A 23,898-nucleotide genomic window follows, 5' to 3' on the forward strand; every position below is an offset into this window, starting at 1 on the left:
GGAGAGCGATCCGGCCAGGGCGCGGCCCCGATCGGTGCGGATTAAAAGCTTTGCCACTCCGCATCATTCACAACGGCAACGCGCTGGGGCGCAGCGGGCAGCAAACGGGTAACCGGTGAAGCCTTGGGCGCGGCGGCGCGCGGTTTCGGCATCTCGTGCCCCTCTCCCACGTGGAACTTGCCAACCAGCGCGTTCAGCGCCCCCGCCTGCTCCTGTAGTGATTGTGCCGCTGCCGAGGCCTCCTCAACCAGCGCGGCGTTCTGCTGAGTGACGTCATCCATCTGGTTAATGGCCTGATGCACCTGTGCGATACCCTGGCTCTGCTCAACGGCGGCCGCTGCGATTTCACCCACCAAATCGCTCACCTGGCGAATCGCCTCTTTCATGACATCCATGTTGCGACTTACGTCGCTGGCCTGCGCCGCCCCCGCTTCGGTGAGCTGATGAGAGGCTTCAATCAACGCCTTGATCTCATGTGCGGCGGCAGTAGAGCGCTGTGAAAGATTTCTCACTTCACCTGCTACTACGGCAAAACCTTTACCGTGTTCACCCGCACGGGCAGCTTCTACCGCGGCGTTCAGCGCCAGGATATTGGTCTGAAAAGCGATACCTTCAATCAGTGAGACAATATCATTGACCTTGCGCGAGCTACCGCGAATATCGTCCATCGTCGCCAGCATGGTAGAGAGCGACGCTCCACTTTTCTCGGACAGCGTGCTGGCATTGGCCGCGAGCTGGCTGGCCTGACGGGTATTGTCGGCGGTCTGACGCACGGTTTCGCTCAGCTCGGTCATGCTGGCTGCCGTCTGCTCCAGCGACGCCGCCTGCTGTTCAGTGCGGGAGGAGAGATCTTCGTTACCGGCGGAGATCTGTACCGATGCGCTGCTGACCGACTGTGACGCCTGGTTGACCGAGGTCAGCGCAGAGGCCACGCGCTGCATCAGATGGTTAAAGGCGCGCGCCATCGTGCCTATTTCGTCACGGCGGCTCTCGTCGGCGCTCAGCGTCAGGTCGAGGTTGTCACTGGCTCGGGTCATTACATCGCCAACGGCCGACAGGCTGCGGCGGATTCGCAGGATAGTCAGCGTACAGAAAGCACCAAACAGCAGCACGGTTGCAGTCACGCCGCCAATGGTCGTCCACAAGACGGTTTTGAAGAGCGCACGGTTGGTATCGCGCAGCTGATTGCTGATATCAATGTTAAGCGTCAGCTGTTTTTGATAGTCAGCGATGAGCTGACGAATGGCAGCACCGATACCGTCATTTCCCTCAATCAGATTCAGGCTCAGCGTATCCTGATGGGCATGCGAGGCCGCCAGAAAAGCGGGCAGACGTTCAGAAATGGTTTGCAGGTTTTGGTAGGCCACGCTGGTCAGGCGCTTGTCTTCATCGCTGGAAATATCGTTGGCCATGTAGTAGTCGATCTGAGATTTGATCTGCGCCAGATTCGCAGCAATCATGTTTTCCACACCGGCAAACTTCGCATCTTCCGTCTGACTCTGGTGCTTATAGAGCGTCAGCGCCAGCTGGTTACTCTCGTCGATCATTTTCCCCAGATCTTTGATCGAAGGAATAGCATTAGCCTGCACGTACTCGAAACGATCCTGAAAGCCGGACAGCAGCGAGATAGCCAGTATGGCCTGTAAAATAATCGCGCCAAACAGCAGCGAAAAAGCCAACAGCAGGCGTTGGGTGATATTCATCCTGTTCTCCATAAGATAAGTTTCCCGGCCCTCAGGCTATCAGGCAGGGTTTCGCTTCCTTATCATCGGCAGCAGCGGTGCTTTAGTTAGGGGGGATGTATTTTCACTGGCCCTGATTTTTGTAAAGCTCAGGTTAAACTTAACGTCAGGAAGGCGGCAAAGGTGGCCCGCAGAACCGCACCGCAGGGCGTTGCCAGAGGATAAACAGTGCCTGCCCCCGCCGGGTGAAAAGCGTGTAGAAATAACTCACTGATTTCATTTGTTTTCTTCCGCAGCGGCCAGGCCAGCGTCACAAATGTCGTTTCCCAGACCTGTAGCCCTGCCTGTCAGCTGCCGATAACACGCCTGAAGCGGGTATCCATTTTACAGGTGAAGCACATAGCTATGATTTCTCTCCCTTCTCAATCGCCTGTTGCCGGACGCGCACGCGGCCTGGTACGGAAACCGATGATCCTTATGCTGACTCTGCTCGGCATCACCTTTTTTGCTGCGCTGAGCGCACTGCTGGGGGTGGCCAGCGATCTCAATCAAAAAGCCGATCAGCGCACCGCGCTGCTGCTGGACAAAGCCTTTGCCAGTCGCGAAGAGAGCATGCGCTTTCACCTGAGCGATAATGCGGAATGGGGTGAAGCCTATGACAACCTGCACCGCAGAATTAACCTTGACTGGGCCTGGCAAAATCAGAACCTGGGAGATGGGCTGTATAAGACTTTTGGTTATGAAGGCGTATTTGTTATCAGGCCAGATGGTCAGACAGGCTATAGCGTGATCAACGGTTTGCTGCAACGCCAGAGTTTTCAGGCATGGCTGGGGTCTGACACCCTTCTCCGTCTGAAAGCGCTGCTGCAACAAAATGAGGGCAAGGCCCTCACCCGATTCGTGCTCTCTGACGGTCAGATCGCGCTGGTCGGGGCGTCCTGGATCACGACCGGTGGCGATCAGAGCGTGCGTCGGGTTGAGGGTGCGCATTCGGTAATGATTTTTGTTGATCGCCTGACGCCGGCTAAGCTGGCGCGTGCCGGCGCGGAATACGGCATAAAGCACCTGAGCTATTCTGCGGCGCAAAAAGGGGTGGGGTATCATTTCACTACGATGAAGGGTGCGGCTACGCTCAGGTGGCAGAGCGATAATCCCGGCGGTGCGCTGTTGACCTGGCTGCTGCCGCTGCTGGTATTGCTGATGTGTGCGACCTTTTTTACCGCCTTTATGCTGATGCGTAACGCGCTGCGCAAAGCACGTCACAGCGACGTCAGCACCTTTCTGCTGGAACAGAGCCAGCAGGCACTGACGGCCAGTGAACAGCGCTTTCGTGATGTGGCGGAGAGCATTACAGACTGGATTTGGGAAGCCGATTCCCGGCTGCGCTTTACATGGCTTTCCGGGCGATTTCCCGCCGTGACCGGCTACCTTAGCCGCGACTGGCTGCATCGGCCGCTGAGTGAATTCCTGCTTGATGACGCGGATCTGCGTCAGCGGCTGGTACAGGGTGATCCGCCTGGCGAACCGCTGACGCTTTCGCGCTGCCGCTATCGCTCCGCGCAGCAGCATATTCGCTTTTGCAACCTGACGCTGCGGCCGGTAATGCTGGCCAGCGGCGTTGCGGGTTATCGTGGCACGGCCACTGACGTGACGCTTGAGGTCGAAGCTGAAGCCCGGGTGAAATATCTTTCGCAGTTTGATGAGCTGACCGGTTTGCCTAACCGAACCCAGATGAAAGCCTGTCTGACGGGCAAGCTCAGCGCCACGTTGCATGACGATCGCCCGCTGGCCGTGATCATGATCGATCTGGACAAGTTTAAGCCGGTCAACGATCTCTATGGCCACGCCGCGGGCGACAGCGTGCTGCATGAGGTTTCTGCCCGCTTCAACGCCTGCCTTAAGGAGGCCGGAATGACGGCTCGGCTGGGCGGCGATGAGTTCATTATGATTGTCTCTGATATCCCCAGCCGTGAAGCCATTGGCGAGCTGTGCAGCCGCATCATTGCTGAAATCAATCTGCCCTTTGCCATTAACGGGGGCGAGGTCTTTATTGGTGCCAGCCTGGGGATCGCACTGGCACCTCAGGATGCCGATAACGCCGGCGATCTGCTGCGCTATGCGGATATCGCGCTTTACAAGGCGAAAAATTCAGGGCGAAATAACTGGGTCTTTTTCCAGCGCGACATGGGCGAGAAAATTGTTCAGCGCCGTGAAATGGAGCGCGAACTGCGTGAAGCGATTCAGGGGGGGCAACTGCAGCTGGCGTGGCAGCCGCGCTTTGATGTTCGCACCGCACGCGTTACGGCCGTTGAGGCGCTGGTGCGCTGGCAACATGCACAGCACGGTATCCTGATGCCCGATCAGTTTATCCCGCTGGCAGAGGAGACTGGCCTGATCAGCGCGCTGAGCGACTGGGTGCTGCTTCAGGCGTGCAGCGATGCACGTCGTGAGCTGTCGGGACTGTCGGTGTCGGTGAACCTCTCTGCTGCGGAATTTCGCGACAAAGGGTTGCCTAAGCGCATCCGTGCCGCTCTGGACGCGTCCGGGCTGCCCGGTAACCGGCTAGAGATCGAGGTGACGGAAAACGCAATGCTGCAGGATCCAGAGACCACGCTGGAAGTGATGGCGGCCATCAAAGCGCTGGGCGTGACGTTTTTGATTGATGATTTTGGTACGGGCTATGCCTCACTCAGCTATCTGCACACATTCCCGTTTAACGGCATCAAAATCGACAAATCCTTTATTTTCCCACTCGACGGCTCGCCGCAGGCACATCAGATTGTGGAGAACATGGTGGGTCTGGGCAAAGCCTACTCATTGAGCATTACGGCAGAGGGCGTGGAAACCGCGCGGCAGATGGAGCTGTTACAGCAGCTGGAGTGTGATGCCCTGCAGGGCTACTACATTGGTAAACCCCAGCCGCTGGCGCAGATTGTCGAAAGCTACTGTACCCTGTCGTCATGCTGAGGGCTTTATGCGCAGCGTCGCGCCTGATTGCGGCCACTGTGCTTCGCCAGGTAAAGCGCTTCGTCCGCCTGCTCAATCAGCCAGCGGGGATCGAGTGGGGCTCCTCCGCCCGTAAAGGTAGCACAGCCTGCACTCAGCGTGACACAGGCGGCAACAGGAGAGGAGTTATGGGGAAGCGCGCACGACCTGATAGCGGCGACCGCCTCGCTGGCGATATCAAGCGCATCAGATGACGTCGCCCCCGGCAGAATAATGGCAAACTCTTCTCCCCCGTACCTTGCCACGGTGTCAGTGCTGCGTAGCGTCAGGCCCTTTAGCGCGCCGGCGACCGTTTTCAGGCAGGCGTCACCGGCGACGTGCCCGTAGGTATCGTTGTAGCGTTTGAAATAGTCGATATCCATCATGATCAGCGATACGGGCTGATTCCGCTCAGCCGCATGAAGCATGCTTTGCTGCAATAAGAGATCAAACTGGCGACGGTTTGCCAGGCCCGTTAGCCCGTCTGCGTGCGCCAGGTTTTCCAGCGACAGATTGGCTGCCGTCAGCTCATCGCGAAGCCGGGTCAGCTCCTGTTGATAGCGCACACTGCGTTTTGCCTGACGGAGGACATAAGCCCCCAGCAGCACAATTCCCAGCAGCAGTGCCAGATCGAGCACAACATCCTCTACCCGTCCCTTAAGCCAGCCGATAAACAAATTTTGCTTGTCGTAACCGGCGACCACCACCAGTGAATAGCGCTCTGAGCGTGCGAAGCCAAAAACGCGCGCCTGGCCATCCAGCGCGGAATGCCATTGCCCGCCTCCTCGATCGCCGTGGGCGAGCAGCGACTGAAAAAGGTGGCTGGAAGAGAGGTTTTTACCGATGTAGCTGTCAGGCATCGGCCGGGCATAGAGCACAGTACTGTCAGGAAGCATCAGGACCAGCACATCCTGGGGTCCCATCTCATAATAGCTATAGTAGCGGCGAAAATAATCGACCCGAATCGTTGCCAGTAATACACCGTTAAATCCCCCAGCCTGGTCATTCACGCGCAGTGAAACCGGTATTACCAGCTCGCCCGTACTGCGGCTGCGGATCACCGGGCCGATATGCACACCGTCATGCGGATTACTGCGGTGAAAGCGAAAATATTCGCGGTCGGAGTTATTGATGCCTTTGGGTACAATTCTTTCCGAGGTGGCGATCCATTTTCCCTGTGCATCGTAATAGAAAAGGCCATGTAACTGAGGCAGCCGGCTTTGCAACTCCAGCATCGTTTTACTCAGAACCACGCCGTTAACGCCTGTTCCTTTCTGATCGAGCAGTTGATGCTGCACCTCACGCAGTGACAGCTCGGTTTGCAGCAGCGTGTCATCCGCCTGACGCGCCTGGGAAAGTGACAGGTTCACGGCCATCTGCTGAGCCTGACTAATGGTTTCGTGCCAGGCTTCGCGCAGACTCCAGCCGTTGAGGCCGACCACGGCTACGCTTAAAAGGATGCCAGATAAGGCGATAGTTCTGGGCAGCGAGCGGATAACAGATGTCGCCCGGTCCATTCTCCTTTGTTTTCTCATGTCCCGCCTCATTAAAATCCACTTAATGAGTTAAGCACATGAAAGCGCGAAGAGAGTGAAGAGATAAAGGTTCATTCCTGCTCCAGCCTGCGGCACTTTTTCCTGTGTCAGCTAACGTAAAAGGTATTTGAGATAAAACATTCACATTTCAATACATTAACATCTAAGCCACTGATTAAAAACAAGGTCACTGCGTTAATAAGCGATACGGTATCGAAAACAATATTTTATGCTGTTTCATTTGGCACTGCTCCGGTTCACACTGTGTATTCATCCACCTTACATGACGGTGGCTATTCGCTCTCCGATTAAGGAGTGAGCACATGTCCTATTCATTTGAAACCCTCTGCGCACTTTCGGGTGCCGACAGGCTTAACATAAAACGCTGGTATCGCAGCGGCCTGATCAATCGCCATACTGCCGACCAGGCGTGGTCTGAGACGCAGCTCAGGGATGTGCTAAGGATGACGCAACTGACCAGTCAGGGCGCAACCATCAGGGAGATCAGGATAGCGCAGGAGGCTGACTGTCCGATACGTACCGGGGGCTGGACGGCCAGGCGCGGCGACATGCTGTGGCAGCTGGAATTTGGCAGCGATCGCTCGCTGACCCTGTTATTACGCAAACTGGCCAGCAACTTTACCGGCGACGACTTTATCTTCAGGCTGCTGCGACCGCTTAATCGATGGCTGCATGATGACACACGCGTTGGCGCAGCACGACGGATGGCGCGTTTTCATGCACTGATTGTTAACCATGCCGACTGCATGATCCGTCACGCCAGACGCATGGCGGCCATCCCGCTGCTGCTGGAAAGCCTGAGTGAAAGAAATCAGACGGAAATCTGGCTGGAAGCGATCAGACTGAGCAGCATGGGATTTTGCGTCGAGGTTCATCTGCTGGGTATGACGGCCGACGTCAGCGCGTGCGCGCATGAGCACCATCTGCTGTGGTGCGGCGCAGGAATGACCGAACTGATGCATCAGAACTACCAGACTCGTCTTGGCAAAGGGCAGCCTGTGATGCTGTGTGGCCCTGACAGCCGACTCCATCATCACTATCCACAACGTCCAGCGGTCGCCGCCTGAGCGGCCGCCTTTACTCCCCTTCTCTCTTTTCTGCTTAATTTTACCGCAGCGATTACACTTACTGAGTTCATTCAATCAGGAGGTTGCTATGTCTCAGGTTTCCCTTCGTTATCGTCTGGGTGACGATGAAGTCGGTCGTATGGGTTATGGTGCAATGCAGTTGGCCGGTCCCGGCGTGTTTGGCCCGCCTAAAGATGAAGCGCGAGCCATTCAGGTACTGCGCGACGCCATCGCGGCGGGCGTGCGTCATATTGACACCAGCGATTTTTATGGCCCGCATCTGACAAATCAGCTGATAAAAAAAGCGCTGCATCCCTATCCGGACGATCTGATTATTGTGACGAAAGTCGGTGCGCGACGGGATGAAAAAGGCGGCTGGCTGCCCGCCTTCAGGCCGGACGAGCTGGTCAGCGCGGTAGAGGATAATCTGCGCAATCTCGATCTGGACGTGCTGGAGATTGTGAATCTGCGCAGCATGATTAATCCGCAAAAACCGGCAGAAGGTTCGCTGGAACCCCAGCTTAAGGCGCTGATGAACCTGAAAGAGCAAGGCGTGATCCGGCATATCGGCCTGAGTAACGTGACGCCGCAGCAGGTCAAAGAAGCACAGCAGTTGACGGAAATCGCCTGCGTGCAAAATCTCTATAATCTCGCCAACCGCCAGGATGATGCGCTGATCGACCAGCTCGCCGGAGAGGAGATCGCCTATGTGCCTTTCTTTCCGCTCGGCGGCTTTACGCCTTTGCAGTCGACGACGCTGACGGAGGTGGCGCAGCAGCTTAATGCCACGCCGATGCAGGTGGCGCTGGCCTGGCTGTTACAGCGTTCACCTAACATCCTGCTGATCCCCGGTACTTCGTCGCCTGAACATCTGCGTGAAAATATGGCGGCGGCGTCCCTGACGTTACCTGATGAGGCGCTGGCCACGCTGAACCGCATTGGCAAAAAATAAGGCCGCGTAAGCGGCCCTGTTTTAACGCAGCGTGCCTGAGGTTGCCACTGGCGCTTCGCACCGTTCCAGTTTGACCGGAATGCTCTTATAGGCGGGGATACCACTCTCGGTATCGTGGCTGTCGAGCGGCACCATCACGTTGGCTTCAGGATAGTAAGCGGCTACCGAACCCGGAGCCATGTCATACACCACCACGGTCAGGTTATCCAGACGCCGCTGAGTAGGTTCTCCATCGGGATCAAGCGCCACCATGTTGACCTTGTCTCCGACGCGCAGCTGGCGCTTTTCCGCTTCGTCTGCCGCCATAAACAGCACATCGCGACGGCCCGTTACGCCGCGATAGCGGTCATTCAGGCCATAAAGCGTGGTGTTGTACTGATCGTGGCTGCGCAGCGTGGTCAGCACCAGGTCGTGGCACTTTAGCGATCGCGGATCCTCATTGATGCCCTGCATCACCTTAAACTGTGCTTTGCCACTCGGTGTTTTCCACTCGCGATGTGACGCCGGAATCGGCAGACGGAATCCACCCGGCTTCATGATGCGGCTGTTGTACTCCTCAAAGCCAGGAATTACCGCTTCAATGGCATCGCGGATAAAGCTGTAGTCGCCGACCATCTTATCCCAGTCAACGCGGGAGTCGCGCAGGGTGGCTTTTGCCAGCGCAGCGACCAGCGCCGGTTCCGACTTCAGGTGCGGTGAAGCGGGCGTCAGCGTGCCGCGCGAGGCATGGACCATCGACATAGAGTCCTCAACCGTGACGCTCTGCTCCCCCGACGCCTGACGATCGATTTCGGTTCGTCCGATGACGGGAAACAGATAATTATGCTTGCCGAGCAGCAGATGGGAGCGATTAAGCTTGGTCGCCATATGTACCACCAGGTCGAGCTTGCGCATCGCCTCAAACGTCACCTGCGGATCGGAGATCGCTTCGGCCAGATTACCGCCGAGGCAGAGTAGCGCCTTTGCCTTGCCGTCACGCATTGCCTGAACAGCCGCTACCGCGCCGTGGCCGTGCTTTTGCGGTGGCTTAAAGCCGAACACCTTTTCAATGTTGTCCAGCATCCACTGCGGCGGAATTTCGGTGATGCCAACGGTGCGATCGCCCTGCACGTTGGAGTGACCGCGTAACGGACAGATGCCCGCGCCTTTCTTACCGATGTTGCCGCGCAGCAGCAGCAGGTTAGCAATCTGCTGCACGTTCTGGGTGCCGTACTGGTGCTGGGTGATCCCCATGCCGTAACAGATAATGGTATTTTCAGCTGAGGCGTAAAGATGGGCGATATTTTGAATTTCTTCGCGCGCCATGCCGGAGACGTTCAAAATATGCGGCCATTCGGTGGCCTCCAGATCGGCCTTCAGCGCGGCAAAGCCTTCAGTATGTTCGCTGATAAACTGCTCGTCCAGTACGCCGGGTTCCCCCGCCGCCAGCGCCTTGTCGTGCATCGCCAGCAGACATTTCATCACGCCTTTCAGCATGGCCGCGTCGCCACCCACGCGCACTTTATAGTAGGTTGAGGCGAGCTGCGTGGAGCCCATCGATAACATTTCTATGGGGTTTTGTGGTGAGGTAAAGCGCTCCAGACCGCGTTCGCGCAGCGGGTTGATCGCCACAATGGTTTTGCCGCGTTTCGACACGTCGCGCAGCGTCGCCAGCATGCGCGGGTGGTTGGTGCCGGGATTGTGGCCAATACAGAGTACTAAATCACAGTGGTCAAAATCGTCCAGTTCAACCGTACCCTTGCCGACACCGATGGACTGCGGCAATCCGACGCTGGTGGGTTCATGGCACATATTTGAACAGTCTGGGAAATTGTTGGTGCCGTATTCACGCGCGAACAACTGCCAGAGAAAGGCCGCTTCGTTAGAGGCGCGACCCGAGGTGTAAAACTCCACTCTGTCGGGATCGTCATAGCCACGCAGCAGCGCACCGATTTCGCTGAAGGCGGTTTCCCATTCGATGGGCTGATAGGTGTCACTGGCTGCATCATATTTCATCGGATGCGTCAGCCGACCCTCTCCCTCCAGCTCGAAAGCGCTGCGCTGCCACAGGTCGCTAACGGTGTGCGCAGCAAAAAACGCAGGCGTGGTGCGCTTGCTGGTTGCTTCCCAGGAAACGGCCTTCGCTCCGTTTTCGCAAAATTCAAAAGAGGAACGGTGCTGCGGATCGGGCCAGGCACAGCCCGGGCAGTCAAACCCCTCGGGCTGATTAACTTTAAACAGGGCAATCACATCCTGCTTAACCGACATCTGACCACGGATGGCGTCGGCCACCGCTTTTAATGCCCCCCAGCCGCCAGCAGAACCCCCATAGGGCGCAATACCTGTCGTGTTGTTTTGTTCTTTCATTTGACGTTGCTCTCCAGTGCTAAACCTTTTTAGCGTAGGCGAGCAGACCCCAACTGCGGCGGCAACCGGGTTAAAGAGGTTAAATTTATTCTTTCAGGATGTTACGGCGCATCGCCTGACCTTTTGCCACAGGCAAGGTAACCAATGCGGTAAATCTCTCCGCGTAAAGTAGCCTGGTCAGCTGCAAAGTCTGCATTAAGCAGTGACGCACTCTGAATATTCCAGCCCGTCAGATCGGCCTGCGGCCCGAGCGTGGTCAGGTCGCACCCGGGATGTAGCGGTTGATGCTGTAGCGAAGCAAAACGGGCGCGTTGCAGCTGATCTGCGTCTGGCACCCTCAGGCTGAGCCAGAGCGTGAGGGCGGGCCAGCCAAAATCAGCGATGAGCCTGGCGAAGCCCGCACTCCGTAAGAACTGCGTCAGGCCCGCAGTATTGTGCCAGAGGTAGAGCGGCGCATAACGGTTGGCTATTGCGCCCTCATCACGTCGCGCATACAGATAGGCCTTAGCGTAGAGGTCAGGAAAGCCGTCGAGCGCTGCGCCATTTTCCGCAATACGCCGCTCAATAATCGTCATGTCGTAATCTGCGGGCAGCGTAAAGCTGTAGTGCATCACAATCATTTTGCCTCCCGATCGCAGAGCTGGCCCTGGCTAAAGCTCCAGTCACTCAGGGTATTGAACTGGATCACCACCATGACATCGTCAGGATGAATCGCTAACTGCTGTTCCAGCCGCTGCACCAGCTGATGGCAGAAGGCCGCCTTTTGCGCAGTTGAACGGGGCTTACCGGCAAACAACATAAAGAGCGTGAAGTTGTCGCTGCGCGAGCCGGACAGATAGTGCCGGTCATACACGCGCTGCGAGGCGGGCAGGCGCTCAAAAATTTGAAACCGGTCCTGCTCAGGAACATCAAATGTTTCAACCAGCGTGCGATGCAGGATCTCTGAGAGCGCGGCAATATGTGATTCACTGCTGTTCTGAGGCAGGGTAATACGCGTTAAGGGCATAGCGGTGTCTCCTCAGGAAGGTATTCCAGGGCGGTAACGGCCGCTGGCCAGCCGGCGTAAAAAGCCAGATGGGTAAAGGCTTCGCTGAGCTCCTCACGACTGAGCCCATTCGCTTGTGCGAAGCGAATATGCCAGGCGAGCTGTGGTTCACGCCCCTGTGCCGCCAGACACGCCAGGGTGATGAGGCTGCGTTCGCGTGGTGACAGGATGTTTCGCTGCCAGATGTCGCCGAACAGCAGGTTTTCGGTAATCTCTGCCAGTCTGGGGGAAGCCTGTTGTAGCGTGTGTCGGGTCAGGGAGTGACGCATAGTGATTCCTTGCTATGAAATTTCCACTGAGTCTGCCCCTCTGCTACCATCCTGAAAATCAAATTATTCAGCATCAACCATCCCGTAAAGCAGGACGATATGAACAGGTTGCCGGTTTCTCTGGATATGGATGCGCTGCGAAGTTTTGTCGCAGGCATTGAATATGGCAGCTTTGCTCTTGCTGCCCAGCGGCTGTGCCGCTCCCCCTCGGCCGTCAGCGCCCAGCTAAAAAAGCTGGAGGCGCAGTGCGGCACTGAACTGGTGGTTAAACAGGGCCGCAAGCTGGGGCTAACGCCGGGCGGCGAGATCTTGCTGAGTTATGCGCGCCGCCTGCTGGCATTGAATGATGAAGCGCAGCGTGCGGTTCGCAACGAACAGCTCAACGGCGAATTGCATATCGGCATGCAGGAAGATTTTGGCGAATCGATCATGCCGGATATGTTGAGTCAGCTTCGCCGCGAGCATCCCGACCTCAGCATTATGGCGCGCATAGACCGTAACCGCGCACTGCGTCAGGCGGCGCTGGAAAAGAATGTTGATGTTGCCCTGCTCTGGCAGCCGGAGCAGGCTCTTGAAGAGAGCGTGTTTCTGGGGGAATGCCCGCTGGCGTGGATCGCTTCGCCGCAGCTGGATGTGGCGGCATTGCTGGCGCGCGGTGAGCCCTTACCGCTGGTCATGTTTGATAGCCCCTGCCAGATGCGCTCCCGCGCCATCGCCGCGCTGGATCGTGCCGGGATCGCCTGGCAGGTAATTTTTACCAGCCTGAGCCTCAGCGGCATCTGGGCCGCCGTCCGGGCGGGCCTGGGCATCACGCTGCGATCGTCCATTGGCTTGCCACCGGCCCTCACTACGATCAGTGCCCCTTTGCCGACGGTGGGAACGATGGGGATTAGCTTGTGGCTAAACGGTGATCTTGACCTTAAAGCGCAGCGGGTGCTGCACGATTCCATTTCCACCGCACTGATTCCCTGTCTGCTTCGCTAAAGATTCCACGAAGAACAATTTAGTTTAAATATGTTTCCAGCACGCAGGGTTAAGAGTTTTATATAACTTAACCTTCGCGTAGCGGATTAATTTACCCGGTGATAATTTTAAGTGCGCCGTTTGTTTATATCGTTAGCAAACCGGTGGTTTAATTGCCTGTTTCTTCCCCATTTTATCGTTTTTCACCCTTGCGTTGTTTCCCGCTTCCTGTTGGCCGTCACGCTCTGTTAACACTACTCTCATAAGGCCTGCGCCACGTTGCTGCTCAGCCAGTGACCTTATAAAGGATTCATTTAAATAAGCACCAACAACGCTAAACAAAATAAAAGATTGAGCCCGAATCGCAAAAGCTCTATATTGGCCGCGCCTAAAATCAGGTAACCCGTTTTTTTACATTTATTCAACTGCGGCACACACGCTTGCCCCGGTTGTAGGAGAGATATGATGACGGATAAAGTCCGTATTGATTCTTTAGATGCTACTTCAAACGCCAACAATGAAACCTATTTAGCCCGTCAGGCTGAGTTCGAATCAAACGTCAGAAGTTATCCCCGCAAGTTACCGTTAGCGATTACCCAGGCGAAAGGCGTATGGATTACCGACGCCGATAATAAAGAGTACCTCGACTGCCTGGCAGGCGCGGGCACGCTGGCGCTGGGCCATAATCATCCTGACGTGCTTCAGAGCATCCAAAATGTCATTACCAGCGGCTTGCCGTTACATACTCTCGATCTGACTACGCCGTTAAAAGATGCGTTTTCTGAATACCTGCTTTCTCTGCTGCCGGAACAGGGCAAAGAGTACAAGCTGCAGTTTACCGGCCCGTCTGGCGCTGACGCTGTAGAAGCCGCCATCAAGCTGGCGAAAAAAGCAACCGGTCGTTCTGGCGTTATCGCCTTCTCTGGCGGCTACCACGGCATGACGCACGGTGCACTTTCCGTGACCGGCAACCTGTCACCGAAAGAAGCCGTTAACGGCATGATGCCGGAAGTGCAGTTTATGCCCTACCCGCACCTTTACCGCTGCCCGCTGGGCATTGGCGGCGAAGCAGGCGTTAAGGCACTGACCTACTACTTCGAAAACCTGATCAACGACGTTGAAAGCGGCGTGCGCAAGCCTGCAGCGGTCATCCTCGAAGCGGTACAGGGCGAAGGCGGGGTGAATCCGGCGCCGGCTGAATGGCTGCAACGCATCCGTAAAGTGACTGAAGAGCACGGCATCCTGCTGATCATCGACGAAGTGCAGGCGGGCTTTGCGCGTACCGGTAAATTCTTTGCATTTGAACACGCAGGCATCCAGCCCGACATCATCGTGATGTCTAAAGCCGTGGGCGGCGGCTTGCCGCTGGCCGTGCTGGGCATTAAGAAGCAGTTTGACGCCTGGGCACCGGGTCACCACACCGGTACGTTCCGCGGCAACCAGCTGGCGATGGCGACCGGCCTGACGACGCTGAAGATCCTGAAAGATCAGAACATCGCCGGTAAAGTGGCTGAGCAAGGCGAATGGCTGAAAGGCAAACTGGCTGAGATGCAGAAACGCTTCCCGGTTATTGGTCACGTACGCGGTCTGGGTCTGATGATCGGTATTGAGATCGTCAAGCCGAACGAAGCGAAAGATCAGCTGGGCTGCTACCCGGCAGACGGCGACCTCTCTGCGCTGCTGCAGAAGAAGTGTTTTGAAGCCGGTCTGATCCTTGAGCGCGGTGGCCGTCACGGTTGCGTGCTGCGCCTGCTTCCTTCGCTGCTGATTACCAATCAGGAGCTGGAAGTGTTCCTCGATAAATTCGAGCAGGCACTGCTGGCCGCTGGCGTTCAGCCGGTTTAAGTGGAGCGGAACGAAATCATGTCTGAATTAAATCCGATCCTCGCCGGTTCTGCCCAGAGCATTGAAGCCTATCAGCAGGTTATTGAGCAGAGCAGCAAAGCCGTGGTTGAGTGGCTGAAGCAGCCTGAAATGTATCAGGGAAAAACCGTTGCGGAACTGCGCGAGCGTATCGCGCTGGACTTCAATCCGACCGGCCTGGGCAACCAGGCCGCGATTGAGCGCGCGGTGGAGTTCTTCCTGAAAGACAGCCTGGCGGTGCATCATCCACAGTGTGTTGCGCATCTGCACTGCCCGAGCCTGGTGGTGAGCCAGGCCGCGGAAGTGCTAATCAACGCCACAAACCAGAGCATGGATTCCTGGGATCAGAGCCCGTCAGCGACCATCATTGAGATGAAGCTGATCGAGTGGCTGCGCGCCCAGGTGGGTTATGACGCGGGCGACGCAGGTGTCTTCACCAGCGGCGGCACCCAGAGCAACCTGATGGGCCTGATGCTGGCGCGCGACGCCTTCTTTGCGCGTCAGGGCCACTCCGTGCAGCAGGATGGCCTGACAGGTGACCTGCGCAAGCTGAAAGTGTTCTGTTCGGCCAATGCACACTTCTCGGTGCAAAAGAACATGGCACTGCTCGGTCTCGGCTATCAGTGTGTCACTCAGGTGAAAACCGACGAGTACGCGCGCATGGACGTGACTGACCTGGCCGAAAAGATCGCCCAGGCGAAAGCCAACGGTGAGCAGATCCTCGCCATCGTTGCTACCGCAGGTACCACTGATGCGGGCGCCATCGATCCGCTGCGCGATATCGCTGCGCTGGCGGCTCAGAACAATATCTGGGTCCACGTCGATGCAGCCTGGGGCGGCGCCCTGCTGCTGTCGGAAAAGTATCGCGACTATCTGGACGGGCTGGAGCTGGTTGATTCCATTACGCTGGACTTCCACAAGCAGTATTTCCAGACCATCAGCTGCGGCGCGTTCCTGCTGAAAGATGCAGCGAACTACGAGCTGATGCGTTATCAGGCAGCCTACCTCAACTCTGAGTTTGACGAAGAGGCGGGTGTGCCTAACCTGGTATCTAAATCGCTGCAGACCACGCGCCGTTTTGACGCGCTGAAGCTGTGGATGGGTCTGGAAGCGCTGGGCCAGAAACAGTATGCCGCAATCATCGATCACGGCGTGACGCTGGCGCAGCAGGTTGCAAAATATGTTACCGCGCATCCGCTGCTGGAACTGGTGATGAAGCCGCAGCTGGCAAGCGTGCTGTTCCGCTTCCATCCGGAAACCGGCTGCCACGATCTGGCCGAGACTGCGCTGCTGAATCAGCGCATCGGCGACGCCCTGCTGGAGTCTGGCCGCGCGAACGTTGGCGTGACCGAGCATAACGGTGTGACCTGCCTGAAGCTGACGCTGCTTAATCCGACCGTGACGCTTGAGGATGTTAAAGTCCTGCTGGCACTGGTTGAGAAAACCGCGAAGCCGCTGGTGGGCTAAAGGTTAGCGCCCGTACAAACTAAAAAGCCGGTAATCGACATTACCGGCTTTTTTTTATCCTTGTTTTTTGCTCTGCTGCGGCAATACCTGCCGCCTTGTCGCCATTGCGCCCCCTCTGACCTTTATCAGCGTCAGCGCCATTGACGCCAGCGCCAGTAAAATCAGCACTGCACCCAGCGCCGCCATCGCGTGAAATCCCGCGTGACGAAACAGCCACAGCCCGACAATGCCGCCGCCCAGAAACGAGAAAATTGTAGTCAGATGCGTTTTTAACTGCTTTTTTTGCGTATGTGCGTGCTTCGACGGATCGCGTCGCAGCATGGCGCTCAGTACCGAGGCGAATGAAATGCCCGCATCGGTCAGCGTGCCGGTGATATGCGTGGCCCGCACGCGCCCGTTGGAGAGCTGGGTCGAGGTTGAGTTATGTACGCCCATGAGAAAGCTCAGCAGCACCAGCACCTCACGATTATTGCTGGAAGAGTAGAAAAAGATCTCAAACAGTGACAGGCCCAGCAGCACAATGCCCTCTGCCACCAGTACCTGACAAAAAATCGTGCGCAGATTATGTTTCAGCCCGGCGATGACAGCCAGCCGCGCGGTAACGGCTCCGGTAACAAAAGCGATGAGCAAACAGCCGAGGAAGGTGAGGTCGCGCAGGTCGCTGTTATTAACTTCGCTGGAGAGTTGAGAGGTATTGCCAGACATATGCGAGGGAAAAAAACCGAATGCGCCCAGGGCCATGGCATTCAGCAGGCCGGCGGCTGTCGCCAGCCAGACAGCAAGATAACGATCTTCGGTATGGGAACGCTCTCGCTTCATTTTTATCAACATGGACGCTTCACCTTTTCTGATTACCCAGGATAAAGCGTAGGGAATAATGCGATCCCTGTCGCATCCTTGAGCTCAAATGAGTTAATAAAAATGTTAAATAACTTAAAAAAAACCGGCGCAGTCTCTAGTAATGTCAACGGCCGGTAAGGATCAGACAAGTCAATCAGATGAGAGAGAGTTATGGCGCCAGCTCTGATATTTGCTGGCGCGAAAGAGAAAGATTAGCGACGCGCCCTTACCACCTGATAACGACGGGTGAAATACTCTACTGGCGCGCTCCAGACATGAACCAGTCGCGTGAACGGAAAGACCAGAAAAATCGTCATACCCAGCACCAGGTGAACACGATAAATCCACTCTACACCTTCCAGCCACTGTGATGCGCCACCCCGGAAGGTCACAATCGTCTGCGCCCAGCCAACCAGCTTCATCATATCCTTGCCGTCGAGATGATGCAGAGAGAAGAAGATAGAGGTGAGGCCCAGTATGCACTGCATCAGCAGAATAGCGAGGATCACCACGTCGGCCGTAGTGGAGGTGGCGCGAATACGCGGATTCAGCAGACGACGCTTCAGCAGCAGGAAGCCGCCAGCCAGCGTCATCAGGCCAAACACGCCGCCCGCACCCATGGCAAGTTTCTGCTTGGTGGCAATGGCCAGAAAGGGCTCATACATCCAGTGTGGCGTCAGTAAGCCAAACAGATGACCAAAGAAAATGCCGAGAATGCCGATGTGGAACAGGTTTGAGCCGACGCGCATGCCCTTCTTGTCCAGCATCTGGCTGGAAGAGGCGCGCCAGCTGTACTGGCCATAGTCATAACGCAGCCAGCTTCCTGCCAGGAAAACCGTGCCGCACAGATAGGGGTAAATATCAAAGAACAACACATTTAAATAGTGCATCAGGCTGTTCCTCCAGTGGAGAGATCAAGGTATTGCGGCGCAGTTTCCTGGCGGAAACGCCGCTGATGTTGCTGTTGTGCTGAACTGTCGCAGGTAGCCGTGTCGATAAACTTCACCTGCTCCTCTTCCCAGACGGCATCCATTGCGGCTGGCGTATCGTCACGGGCTTCGCTGGCCACCTGGTCGGCCACGCTGTCGCTGCTGAGCGGACTGTTTGCGGCCTGCAACAGCGCGTCGAACAGCTGGCTGAAGTCGCTGTCGCGCTCTTTCAGGCGGCCCCCCAGCAGCGCCAGAATCGGCGCGACATCCAGCAATCCCTGCTGCGCGTCAGCGGCAGGCTGCGTGCTGAGATACTCCAGATAGAGCGGCAGATAGTCTGGCAGTTCGCGACAGTTCAGCGTCAGTCCTGCACGCTCATATTGTGCCATCAGGTCGACCATTGCCTGACCGCGCTCGCGTGACTCGGCGTGTACATGCTCAAACAACAGCATGGAGGTCGCGCGACCGCGTTCAAACAGCGTGCACCACTCTGCCTGCATATCCAGCGGCGGGGTGGCGAAGTAACGCTCAACAAACGGCAGCAGCTCAGGCTGCTGGTCAGTCACCCGCGCACAAACCTCATCGCGCTCTTGCCACAGCGCCTCGTCGGGGTACTCCAGCAGCAGAGCAATAAGTTTAAGGAGCACCATCACTCACCCCCTGCTTTGTCGCCAACGTTGATGGCGTCAATGCGGCGGCTGTTAAAGAGGTTGAATTTGGTATCGCTACCGTGGCAGCCGTCGCCAAAGCTAAAGCCACAGCCATTGCGTTCCGGGAAAGCGTCGCGCGCCAGCTCGCGATGGCTGGAGGGGACCACAAAGCGGTCTTCATAGTTAGCAATCGCCAGATAGCGGTACATCTCTTCGGCCTGTGCCTCGCTCAGCCCGACCTCCTCAAGCGCGCGCGTATCGATCACGCCCTCGACGCTCTGCGCCCGTTTGTAATGGCGCATTGCCATCATACGTTTCATCGCACGCAGTACCGGTGCGGTGTCGCCGGCGGTCAACAGGTTAGCGAGGTACTGCACTGGAATACGCAGGCTATCGACATCCGGCAGCACGCTGGTCTGCGAGACCAGACCGCCCGCGTCAGCCACAGACTGAATCGGTGACAGCGGCGGCACATACCACACCATCGGCAGCGTGCGATATTCCGGGTGCAGCGGCAGCGCCAGTTTCCATTCCATCGCCAGTTTCCACACGGGTGACGCCTGCGCCGCATCGATTACGCTCTGCGGTATTCCCTGCTTCAGCGCCTCTTCAATCACGTCGGGATCGTTGGGATCAAGGAATACGTCGCACTGACGTGCATAGAGATCCGTCTCCTGCTCGGTGCTGGCTGCGTCGGCAATCTTATCGGCATCGTAGAGCAGCACGCCAAGATAGCGGATACGCCCCACGCAGGTCTCCGAGCAGACGGTTGGCATGCCCGACTCGATACGGGGATAGCAGAAGATGCATTTTTCTGACTTGCCGCTTTTCCAGTTGAAGTAGATTTTTTTATAGGGACAGCCGCTGACGCACAAACGCCAGCCGCGACATTTGTCCTGATCGATCAACACGATGCCGTCTTCTTCACGCTTGTAAATGGCGCCGCTCGGGCAGGTTGCCGCACAGCTCGGATTGAGACAGTGCTCGCACAGACGCGGCAGATACATCATGAAGGTGTTTTCGAATTGCCCATACATCTCCTTCTGCATCGCCTCGAAGTTTTTATCTGCGGAGCGTTTGCTGAACTCGCCGCCAAGGATCTCCTCCCAGTTTGGCCCGCCATGAATTTTATCCATGCGCTGACCGCTGATAAGCGAACGCGGGCGGGCCGTCGGCTGGCTCTTGCCGGCGCTGGCGGTATGTAAGTGCTGATAATCAAAGGTAAAGGGTTCGTAATAGTCGTCGATGCCCGGCACCACCGGGTTGGCGAAGATTTTCGCCATTACCGAGGTGCGGTTGCCGAGACGCGGCACCAGCCGACCTTTAATGGTGCGGATCCAGCCGCCGCGCCATTTTTCCTGGTCTTCCCACGCCTGGGGATAGCCCACGCCAGGTTTGGTTTCTACGTTGTTAAACCAGGCATACTCCACCCCTTCACGCGAAGTCCAGACGTTTTTACAGGTGACGGAACAGGTATGACAGCCGATGCACTTGTCGAGATTTAACACCATGCCGACCTGAGAGCGGATTTTCATTTTGTCGCCTCCTGTACCTGATCGCGGCCTTCATCATCCAGCCAGTTCACCTTGTTCATTTTGCGCACCATAATAAATTCATCGCGGTTGGAGCCGACGGTGCCGTAATAGTTAAAGCCGTAAGCGAGCTGAGCGTAGCCGCCAATCATATGGGTCGGCTTCGGACAGGTGCGCGTCACGGAGTTGTGGATACCCCCGCGCTGGCCGGTGATCTCCGAGCCCGGAATATTCATCAGGCGTTCCTGTGCGTGATACATCATGGTCATGCCTGCCGGGATGCGCTGGCTGACCACCGCGCGCGCCGTCAGCGTGCCGTTAGCGTTAAAGACCTCAATCCAGTCGTTATCCTCAATACCTAGCTCTTTCGCGTCATCCTCACTCATCCAGACAATCGGGCCCCCGCGTGACAGGGTGAGCATCAGCAGGTTTTCACTGTAGGTGGAGTGAATACCCCACTTCTGATGCGGCGTCAGAAAGTTGAGCGCCTTTTCCGGAAAACCGTTAGAGGGGATATGTGCCAGGTTCTGCACGCTGCGCGTATCGACCGGCGGCCGGTAGGCACAGAACGCTTCCCCGAAAGCACGCATCCACGGATGATCCTGGTAAAGCTGCTGGCGACCAGAGAGCGTGCGCCACGGGATCAGCTCATGCACGTTGGTGTAACCAGCGTTATAGGAGACGTGTTCATCTTCGAGACCAGACCAGGTAGGACTGGAGATGATCTTACGCGGCTGCGCCTGAATATCCCGGAAGCGAATTTTCTCTTCTTCTTTTGGTCGTGCCAGATGCGTGTGATCGCGGCCTGTGAATTCGCCCAGCGCTTGCCAGGCTTTTACCGCCACCTGACCGTTGGTTTCCGGTGCCAGCGTCAGAATCACTTCCGCCGCATCAATGGCGCTATTGATCATCGGCTGGCCTTTAGCGACGCCCTCTTGTTTGGTGTAATTCAGGCGACGCAGCAGATCGACCTCTTTATCGGTGTTCCAGCTAATGCCTTTGCCGCCGTTGCCCAGTTTTTCCAGCAGCGGACCCACCGAGGTAAAGCGCTCGTAAAGCGCCGGATAATCGCGCTCTACGCTGACGATCTGCGGGGCGGTCTGGCCAGGGATAAGATCGCATTCGCCTTTCTTCCAGTCGCGTACTTCACCTGCAGCCAGTTCGCCGGGCGAGTCATGCTGCAGCGGTTGCAGCACCACGTCCGTTTCCTGTCCGAGATGGCCGACACAAAGTTCTGAAAAGGTTTTTGCCAGCCCTTTGTAGATTTCCCAGTCGCTTTTTGATTCCCAGGCGGGATCGACCGCTGCGGAAAGCGGATGAATAAACGGATGCATATCCGAAGTATTCATATCGTCTTTTTCATACCAGGTGGCGGTGGGCAGAACAATATCCGAGAAGAGGCAGGTGCTCGACATACGAAAATCGAGCGTCACCAGCAGATCAAGCTTGCCTTCCAGTGCGTCACGGCGCCACACCAGCTCTTCCGGATGCGCATCCTCCTCGCCCAGCGGCTCGCCCTGAATACCGCTCTCGGTGCCCAGCAGGTAGCGCAGCATATATTCATGGCCTTTACCCGACGAGCCGAGCAGGTTTGAGCGCCAGATGAACATATTGCGCGGATGATTGCTTCCGCTGTCGGGATCTTCGCACGCCATGCGCAGCTTGCCAGACTTGAGCGCCTCCACGGTCCATGCCTGCTCCGACTGGCCAGCACGTTTCGCCTGCTCGGCGATGTGCAGCGGGTTGATAGCAAGCTGCGGCGAAGAAGGCAGCCAACCCATGCGCTCAGCGCGTACGTTGAAGTCGATCAACTGACCGCTGAACCGGCTGGCCTCTGCCAGCGGCGACAGCAGTTCGCTTACCTGTAACTTTTCAAAGCGCCACTGACTGGCGTGATTATAAAAGTACGAGGTGCTGTTCATCTGGCGCGGCGGACGGTGCCAGTCGAGGGCGAATGCCAGTGGCGTCCAGCCGGTTTGCGGACGCAATTTTTCCTGGCCCACATAGTGTGCCCAGCCACCGCCGGTCTGGCCCACGCAGCCGCAGAACACCAGCATGTTGATCAGTCCACGGTAGTTCATGTCCATGTGATACCAGTGGTTCATGCCCGCGCCGACAATGATCATTGAGCGTCCGTGAGTTTTGTGTGCGGTTTCGCCAAATTCACGTGCGATTTTCTCAATCTGGCTGCGTGGCACACCGCAAATCTCTTCTGCCCAGGCGGGCGAGTAGGCGCGCACATCACTGTAGTCACTGGCGCAATTAACATCGCCCAGACCGCGATCGAGGCCGTAATGCGCCAGCGTCAGATCATAGACTGAGGCCACAGGCAGTTCGCGGCCGTCGGCCAGCGTCAGGGTTTTTACCGGGATTTTATGCAGCAGAACATCATCCTGCTTCACGTGGCGGAAGTGTGGATTCTCAATCCCGCCAAAATAGGGGAAGGCGACATCCAGTACGGCATCGTGCTGGTCAAGCAGCGAGAGGTTGAGCTGAATCGGCGTACCGGCAGCCTTCTGCTCCAGATTCCATTTCCCTTTTTCACCCCAGCGGAAACCGATTGAGCCATTCGGTACCACCAGTTCGCCCGCCTCGTTAAGGGCGACCGTTTTCCACTCAGGGTTATTTTCTTCGCCCAGACTGTCGGCCAGATCCGCCGCACGCAGCTGGCGTCCCGGGACGTAGCTGCCATCCTCACGCGGCTCCAGCAGGACCAGCATCGGCATATCGGTATAGTGACGCGCGTAATTGAGGAAATACTCGCTGGGGTTTTTCAGGTGGAACTCATTGAGGATGACGTGACCCATCGCCATTGCCAGCGCGCTGTCAGTGCCCTGTTTCGGTGCCAGCCACTCATCGCTTAGCTTCGCCACCTCGGAATAGTCAGGCGTGATGGCTACGGTTTTGGTGCCCTTGTAGCGAACTTCAGTAAAGAAGTGGGCATCGGGCGTGCGCGTCTGCGGAACGTTAGAGCCCCAGGCGAGGATGTAGCTGGCGTTGTACCAGTCGGCGGATTCTGGCACATCGGTCTGCTCGCCCCAGGTCATCGGTGAGGCTGGCGGTAAATCACAGTACCAGTCGTAGAAACTCAGGCAGGTGCCGCCCAGCAGCGACAGATAGCGTGTACCTGCCGCATAGGAGACCATGGACATCGCCGGAATCGGTGAAAAACCGGCCACGCGGTCAGGACCATAGTTTTTGACCGTCCAGATATTGGCTGCTGCGATCAGCTGATTCATCTCTTTCCAGCTGGCGCGCACAAAACCACCGCGGCCACGCTGTGCTTTGTAGGTTCGGCTTTTTTCGCTGTCCGTCATCAGCGCATTCCAGGCCTCTACCGGATCGCGGTGTTGTGCCAGTGCATCACGCCACATTTCCAGCAGAACCTTACGCACCAGCGGATACTTCAGTCGGTTAGCGCTGTACAGATACCAGGAATAACTGGCACCGCGAGGACAGCCGCGTGGTTCGTGGTTAGGCAGGTCGGGGCGGGTTCGCGGGTAGTCTGTCTGCTGCGTTTCCCAGGTGACCAGACCATTTTTGACGTAAATCTTCCAGCTACAGGAACCTGTGCAGTTCACGCCGTGCGTTGAGCGTACGATTTTGTCGTATTGCCAGCGCTGACGGTAACTGTCCTCCCAGTCGCGGTTGGTATGGTATACCTGACCGTGACCCTCTGCGAAACTGTCGCCTTTCTGCCTGAAATAGCGGAAGCGGTCGAGAAGTTTACTCATTGCGCATCTCCAGTATAG

Annotated in this window: 17 protein-coding genes; 6 read left to right on the forward strand and 11 right to left on the reverse strand. The window is 56.8% G+C overall.

Translation table 11 applies throughout. The annotated features are described in order from the left end of the window. Nucleotides 1–41: 41 nt before the first annotated feature. Entirely contained in the window at nt 42–1,703 is a 1,662-nt protein-coding gene (locus tag HP564_RS02840) for a methyl-accepting chemotaxis protein (protein WP_371239976.1), read from the reverse strand. Nucleotides 1,704–2,150: 447 nt separating this feature from the next. On the opposite strand from HP564_RS02840, the gene HP564_RS02845 reads away from it, so the two are divergent. After that, nucleotides 2,151–4,649 (forward strand): EAL domain-containing protein, encoded by a 2,499-nt coding sequence (locus HP564_RS02845; protein ID WP_371239978.1) that lies wholly within the window; start codon nt 2,151–2,153, stop codon nt 4,647–4,649. 5 nt (nt 4,650–4,654) lie between these two features. On the opposite strand, the gene HP564_RS02850 is transcribed toward HP564_RS02845, so the two are convergent. Further along, complete coding sequence (locus tag HP564_RS02850) at nt 4,655–6,202, reverse strand: sensor domain-containing diguanylate cyclase (RefSeq protein ID WP_371239980.1); 1,548 nt, start codon at nt 6,200–6,202, stop codon at nt 4,655–4,657. Nucleotides 6,203–6,525: 323 nt separating this feature from the next. Here HP564_RS02850 and HP564_RS02855 point away from each other — a divergent pair, with 323 nt between their 5' ends. Both HP564_RS02855 and HP564_RS02860 read left to right on the forward strand, forming a co-directional pair. Beyond that, nucleotides 6,526–7,290, forward strand: a complete 765-nt coding sequence (locus HP564_RS02855) for a hypothetical protein (RefSeq protein ID WP_371239982.1) — start codon at nt 6,526–6,528, stop codon at nt 7,288–7,290. A gap of 88 nt (nt 7,291–7,378) precedes the next feature. Beyond that, nucleotides 7,379–8,242: an aldo/keto reductase family oxidoreductase gene (locus HP564_RS02860; RefSeq protein ID WP_371239984.1), complete on the forward strand. Its 864-nt coding sequence runs from the start codon at nt 7,379–7,381 to the stop codon at nt 8,240–8,242. 21 nt (nt 8,243–8,263) lie between these two features. On the opposite strand, the gene HP564_RS02865 is transcribed toward HP564_RS02860, so the two are convergent. The 4 genes from HP564_RS02865 to HP564_RS02880 all read right to left on the reverse strand — a co-directional run bounded on the left by HP564_RS02865 (nt 8,264) and on the right by HP564_RS02880 (nt 11,902). Beyond that, nucleotides 8,264–10,588: an FdhF/YdeP family oxidoreductase gene (locus HP564_RS02865; RefSeq protein ID WP_371239986.1), complete on the reverse strand. Its 2,325-nt coding sequence runs from the start codon at nt 10,586–10,588 to the stop codon at nt 8,264–8,266. 101 nt (nt 10,589–10,689) lie between these two features. After that, nucleotides 10,690–11,208, reverse strand: a complete 519-nt coding sequence (locus HP564_RS02870; RefSeq protein ID WP_371239988.1) for a DUF4865 family protein — start codon at nt 11,206–11,208, stop codon at nt 10,690–10,692. After that, the gene (locus HP564_RS02875; RefSeq protein WP_371239990.1) at nt 11,205–11,594 is read right to left on the reverse strand and encodes a tautomerase family protein; all 390 of its coding nucleotides are present in this window, start codon (nt 11,592–11,594) and stop codon (nt 11,205–11,207) included. Before HP564_RS02875 ends, HP564_RS02870 begins: the two co-directional genes overlap by 4 nt. Next, nucleotides 11,585–11,902, reverse strand: a complete 318-nt coding sequence (locus HP564_RS02880; protein WP_371239992.1) for a carboxymuconolactone decarboxylase family protein — start codon at nt 11,900–11,902, stop codon at nt 11,585–11,587. The genes HP564_RS02875 and HP564_RS02880 overlap by 10 nt, the downstream gene beginning before the upstream one ends. Nucleotides 11,903–12,001: 99 nt before the next feature. On the opposite strand from HP564_RS02880, the gene HP564_RS02885 reads away from it, so the two are divergent. The 3 genes from HP564_RS02885 (at nt 12,002) to HP564_RS02895 (ending at nt 16,195) form a co-directional block, all read left to right on the forward strand. Continuing rightward, the gene (locus HP564_RS02885) at nt 12,002–12,886 is read left to right on the forward strand and encodes a LysR substrate-binding domain-containing protein (RefSeq protein WP_371239994.1); all 885 of its coding nucleotides are present in this window, start codon (nt 12,002–12,004) and stop codon (nt 12,884–12,886) included. A 441-nt stretch (nt 12,887–13,327) separates the two neighbouring features. Then, complete coding sequence (locus HP564_RS02890; RefSeq protein WP_371239996.1) at nt 13,328–14,710, forward strand: diaminobutyrate--2-oxoglutarate transaminase; 1,383 nt, start codon at nt 13,328–13,330, stop codon at nt 14,708–14,710. Between the two features lie 18 nt (nt 14,711–14,728). Next, nucleotides 14,729–16,195 carry an aspartate aminotransferase family protein gene (locus HP564_RS02895; protein ID WP_371239998.1) on the forward strand — a complete coding sequence of 489 codons (1,467 nt, stop codon included), beginning with the start codon at nt 14,729–14,731 and terminating at the stop codon, nt 16,193–16,195. Nucleotides 16,196–16,249: 54 nt separating this feature from the next. On the opposite strand, the gene HP564_RS02900 is transcribed toward HP564_RS02895, so the two are convergent. The 5 genes from HP564_RS02900 to HP564_RS02920 all read right to left on the reverse strand — a co-directional run bounded on the left by HP564_RS02900 (nt 16,250) and on the right by HP564_RS02920 (nt 23,880). Further along, nucleotides 16,250–17,026 carry a YoaK family protein gene (locus HP564_RS02900; protein ID WP_371240000.1) on the reverse strand — a complete coding sequence of 259 codons (777 nt, stop codon included), beginning with the start codon at nt 17,024–17,026 and terminating at the stop codon, nt 16,250–16,252. 221 nt (nt 17,027–17,247) lie between these two features. Beyond that, complete coding sequence (gene narI / locus HP564_RS02905; RefSeq protein WP_371240650.1) at nt 17,248–17,928, reverse strand: respiratory nitrate reductase subunit gamma; 681 nt, start codon at nt 17,926–17,928, stop codon at nt 17,248–17,250. Then, nucleotides 17,925–18,614: a nitrate reductase molybdenum cofactor assembly chaperone gene (narJ, locus tag HP564_RS02910; RefSeq protein WP_371240002.1), complete on the reverse strand. Its 690-nt coding sequence runs from the start codon at nt 18,612–18,614 to the stop codon at nt 17,925–17,927. Before narJ ends, narI begins: the two co-directional genes overlap by 4 nt. Next, complete coding sequence (gene narH / locus HP564_RS02915) at nt 18,614–20,149, reverse strand: nitrate reductase subunit beta (RefSeq protein WP_371240004.1); 1,536 nt, start codon at nt 20,147–20,149, stop codon at nt 18,614–18,616. The genes narJ and narH overlap by 1 nt, the downstream gene beginning before the upstream one ends. Further along, nucleotides 20,146–23,880, reverse strand: a complete 3,735-nt coding sequence (locus HP564_RS02920) for a nitrate reductase subunit alpha (RefSeq protein WP_371240006.1) — start codon at nt 23,878–23,880, stop codon at nt 20,146–20,148. The genes narH and HP564_RS02920 overlap by 4 nt, the downstream gene beginning before the upstream one ends. Nucleotides 23,881–23,898: the final 18 nt, after the last annotated feature.

This window comes from Pantoea sp. KPR_PJ (assembly GCF_041386365.1).
GTDB lineage: Bacteria > Pseudomonadota > Gammaproteobacteria > Enterobacterales > Enterobacteriaceae > Pantoea.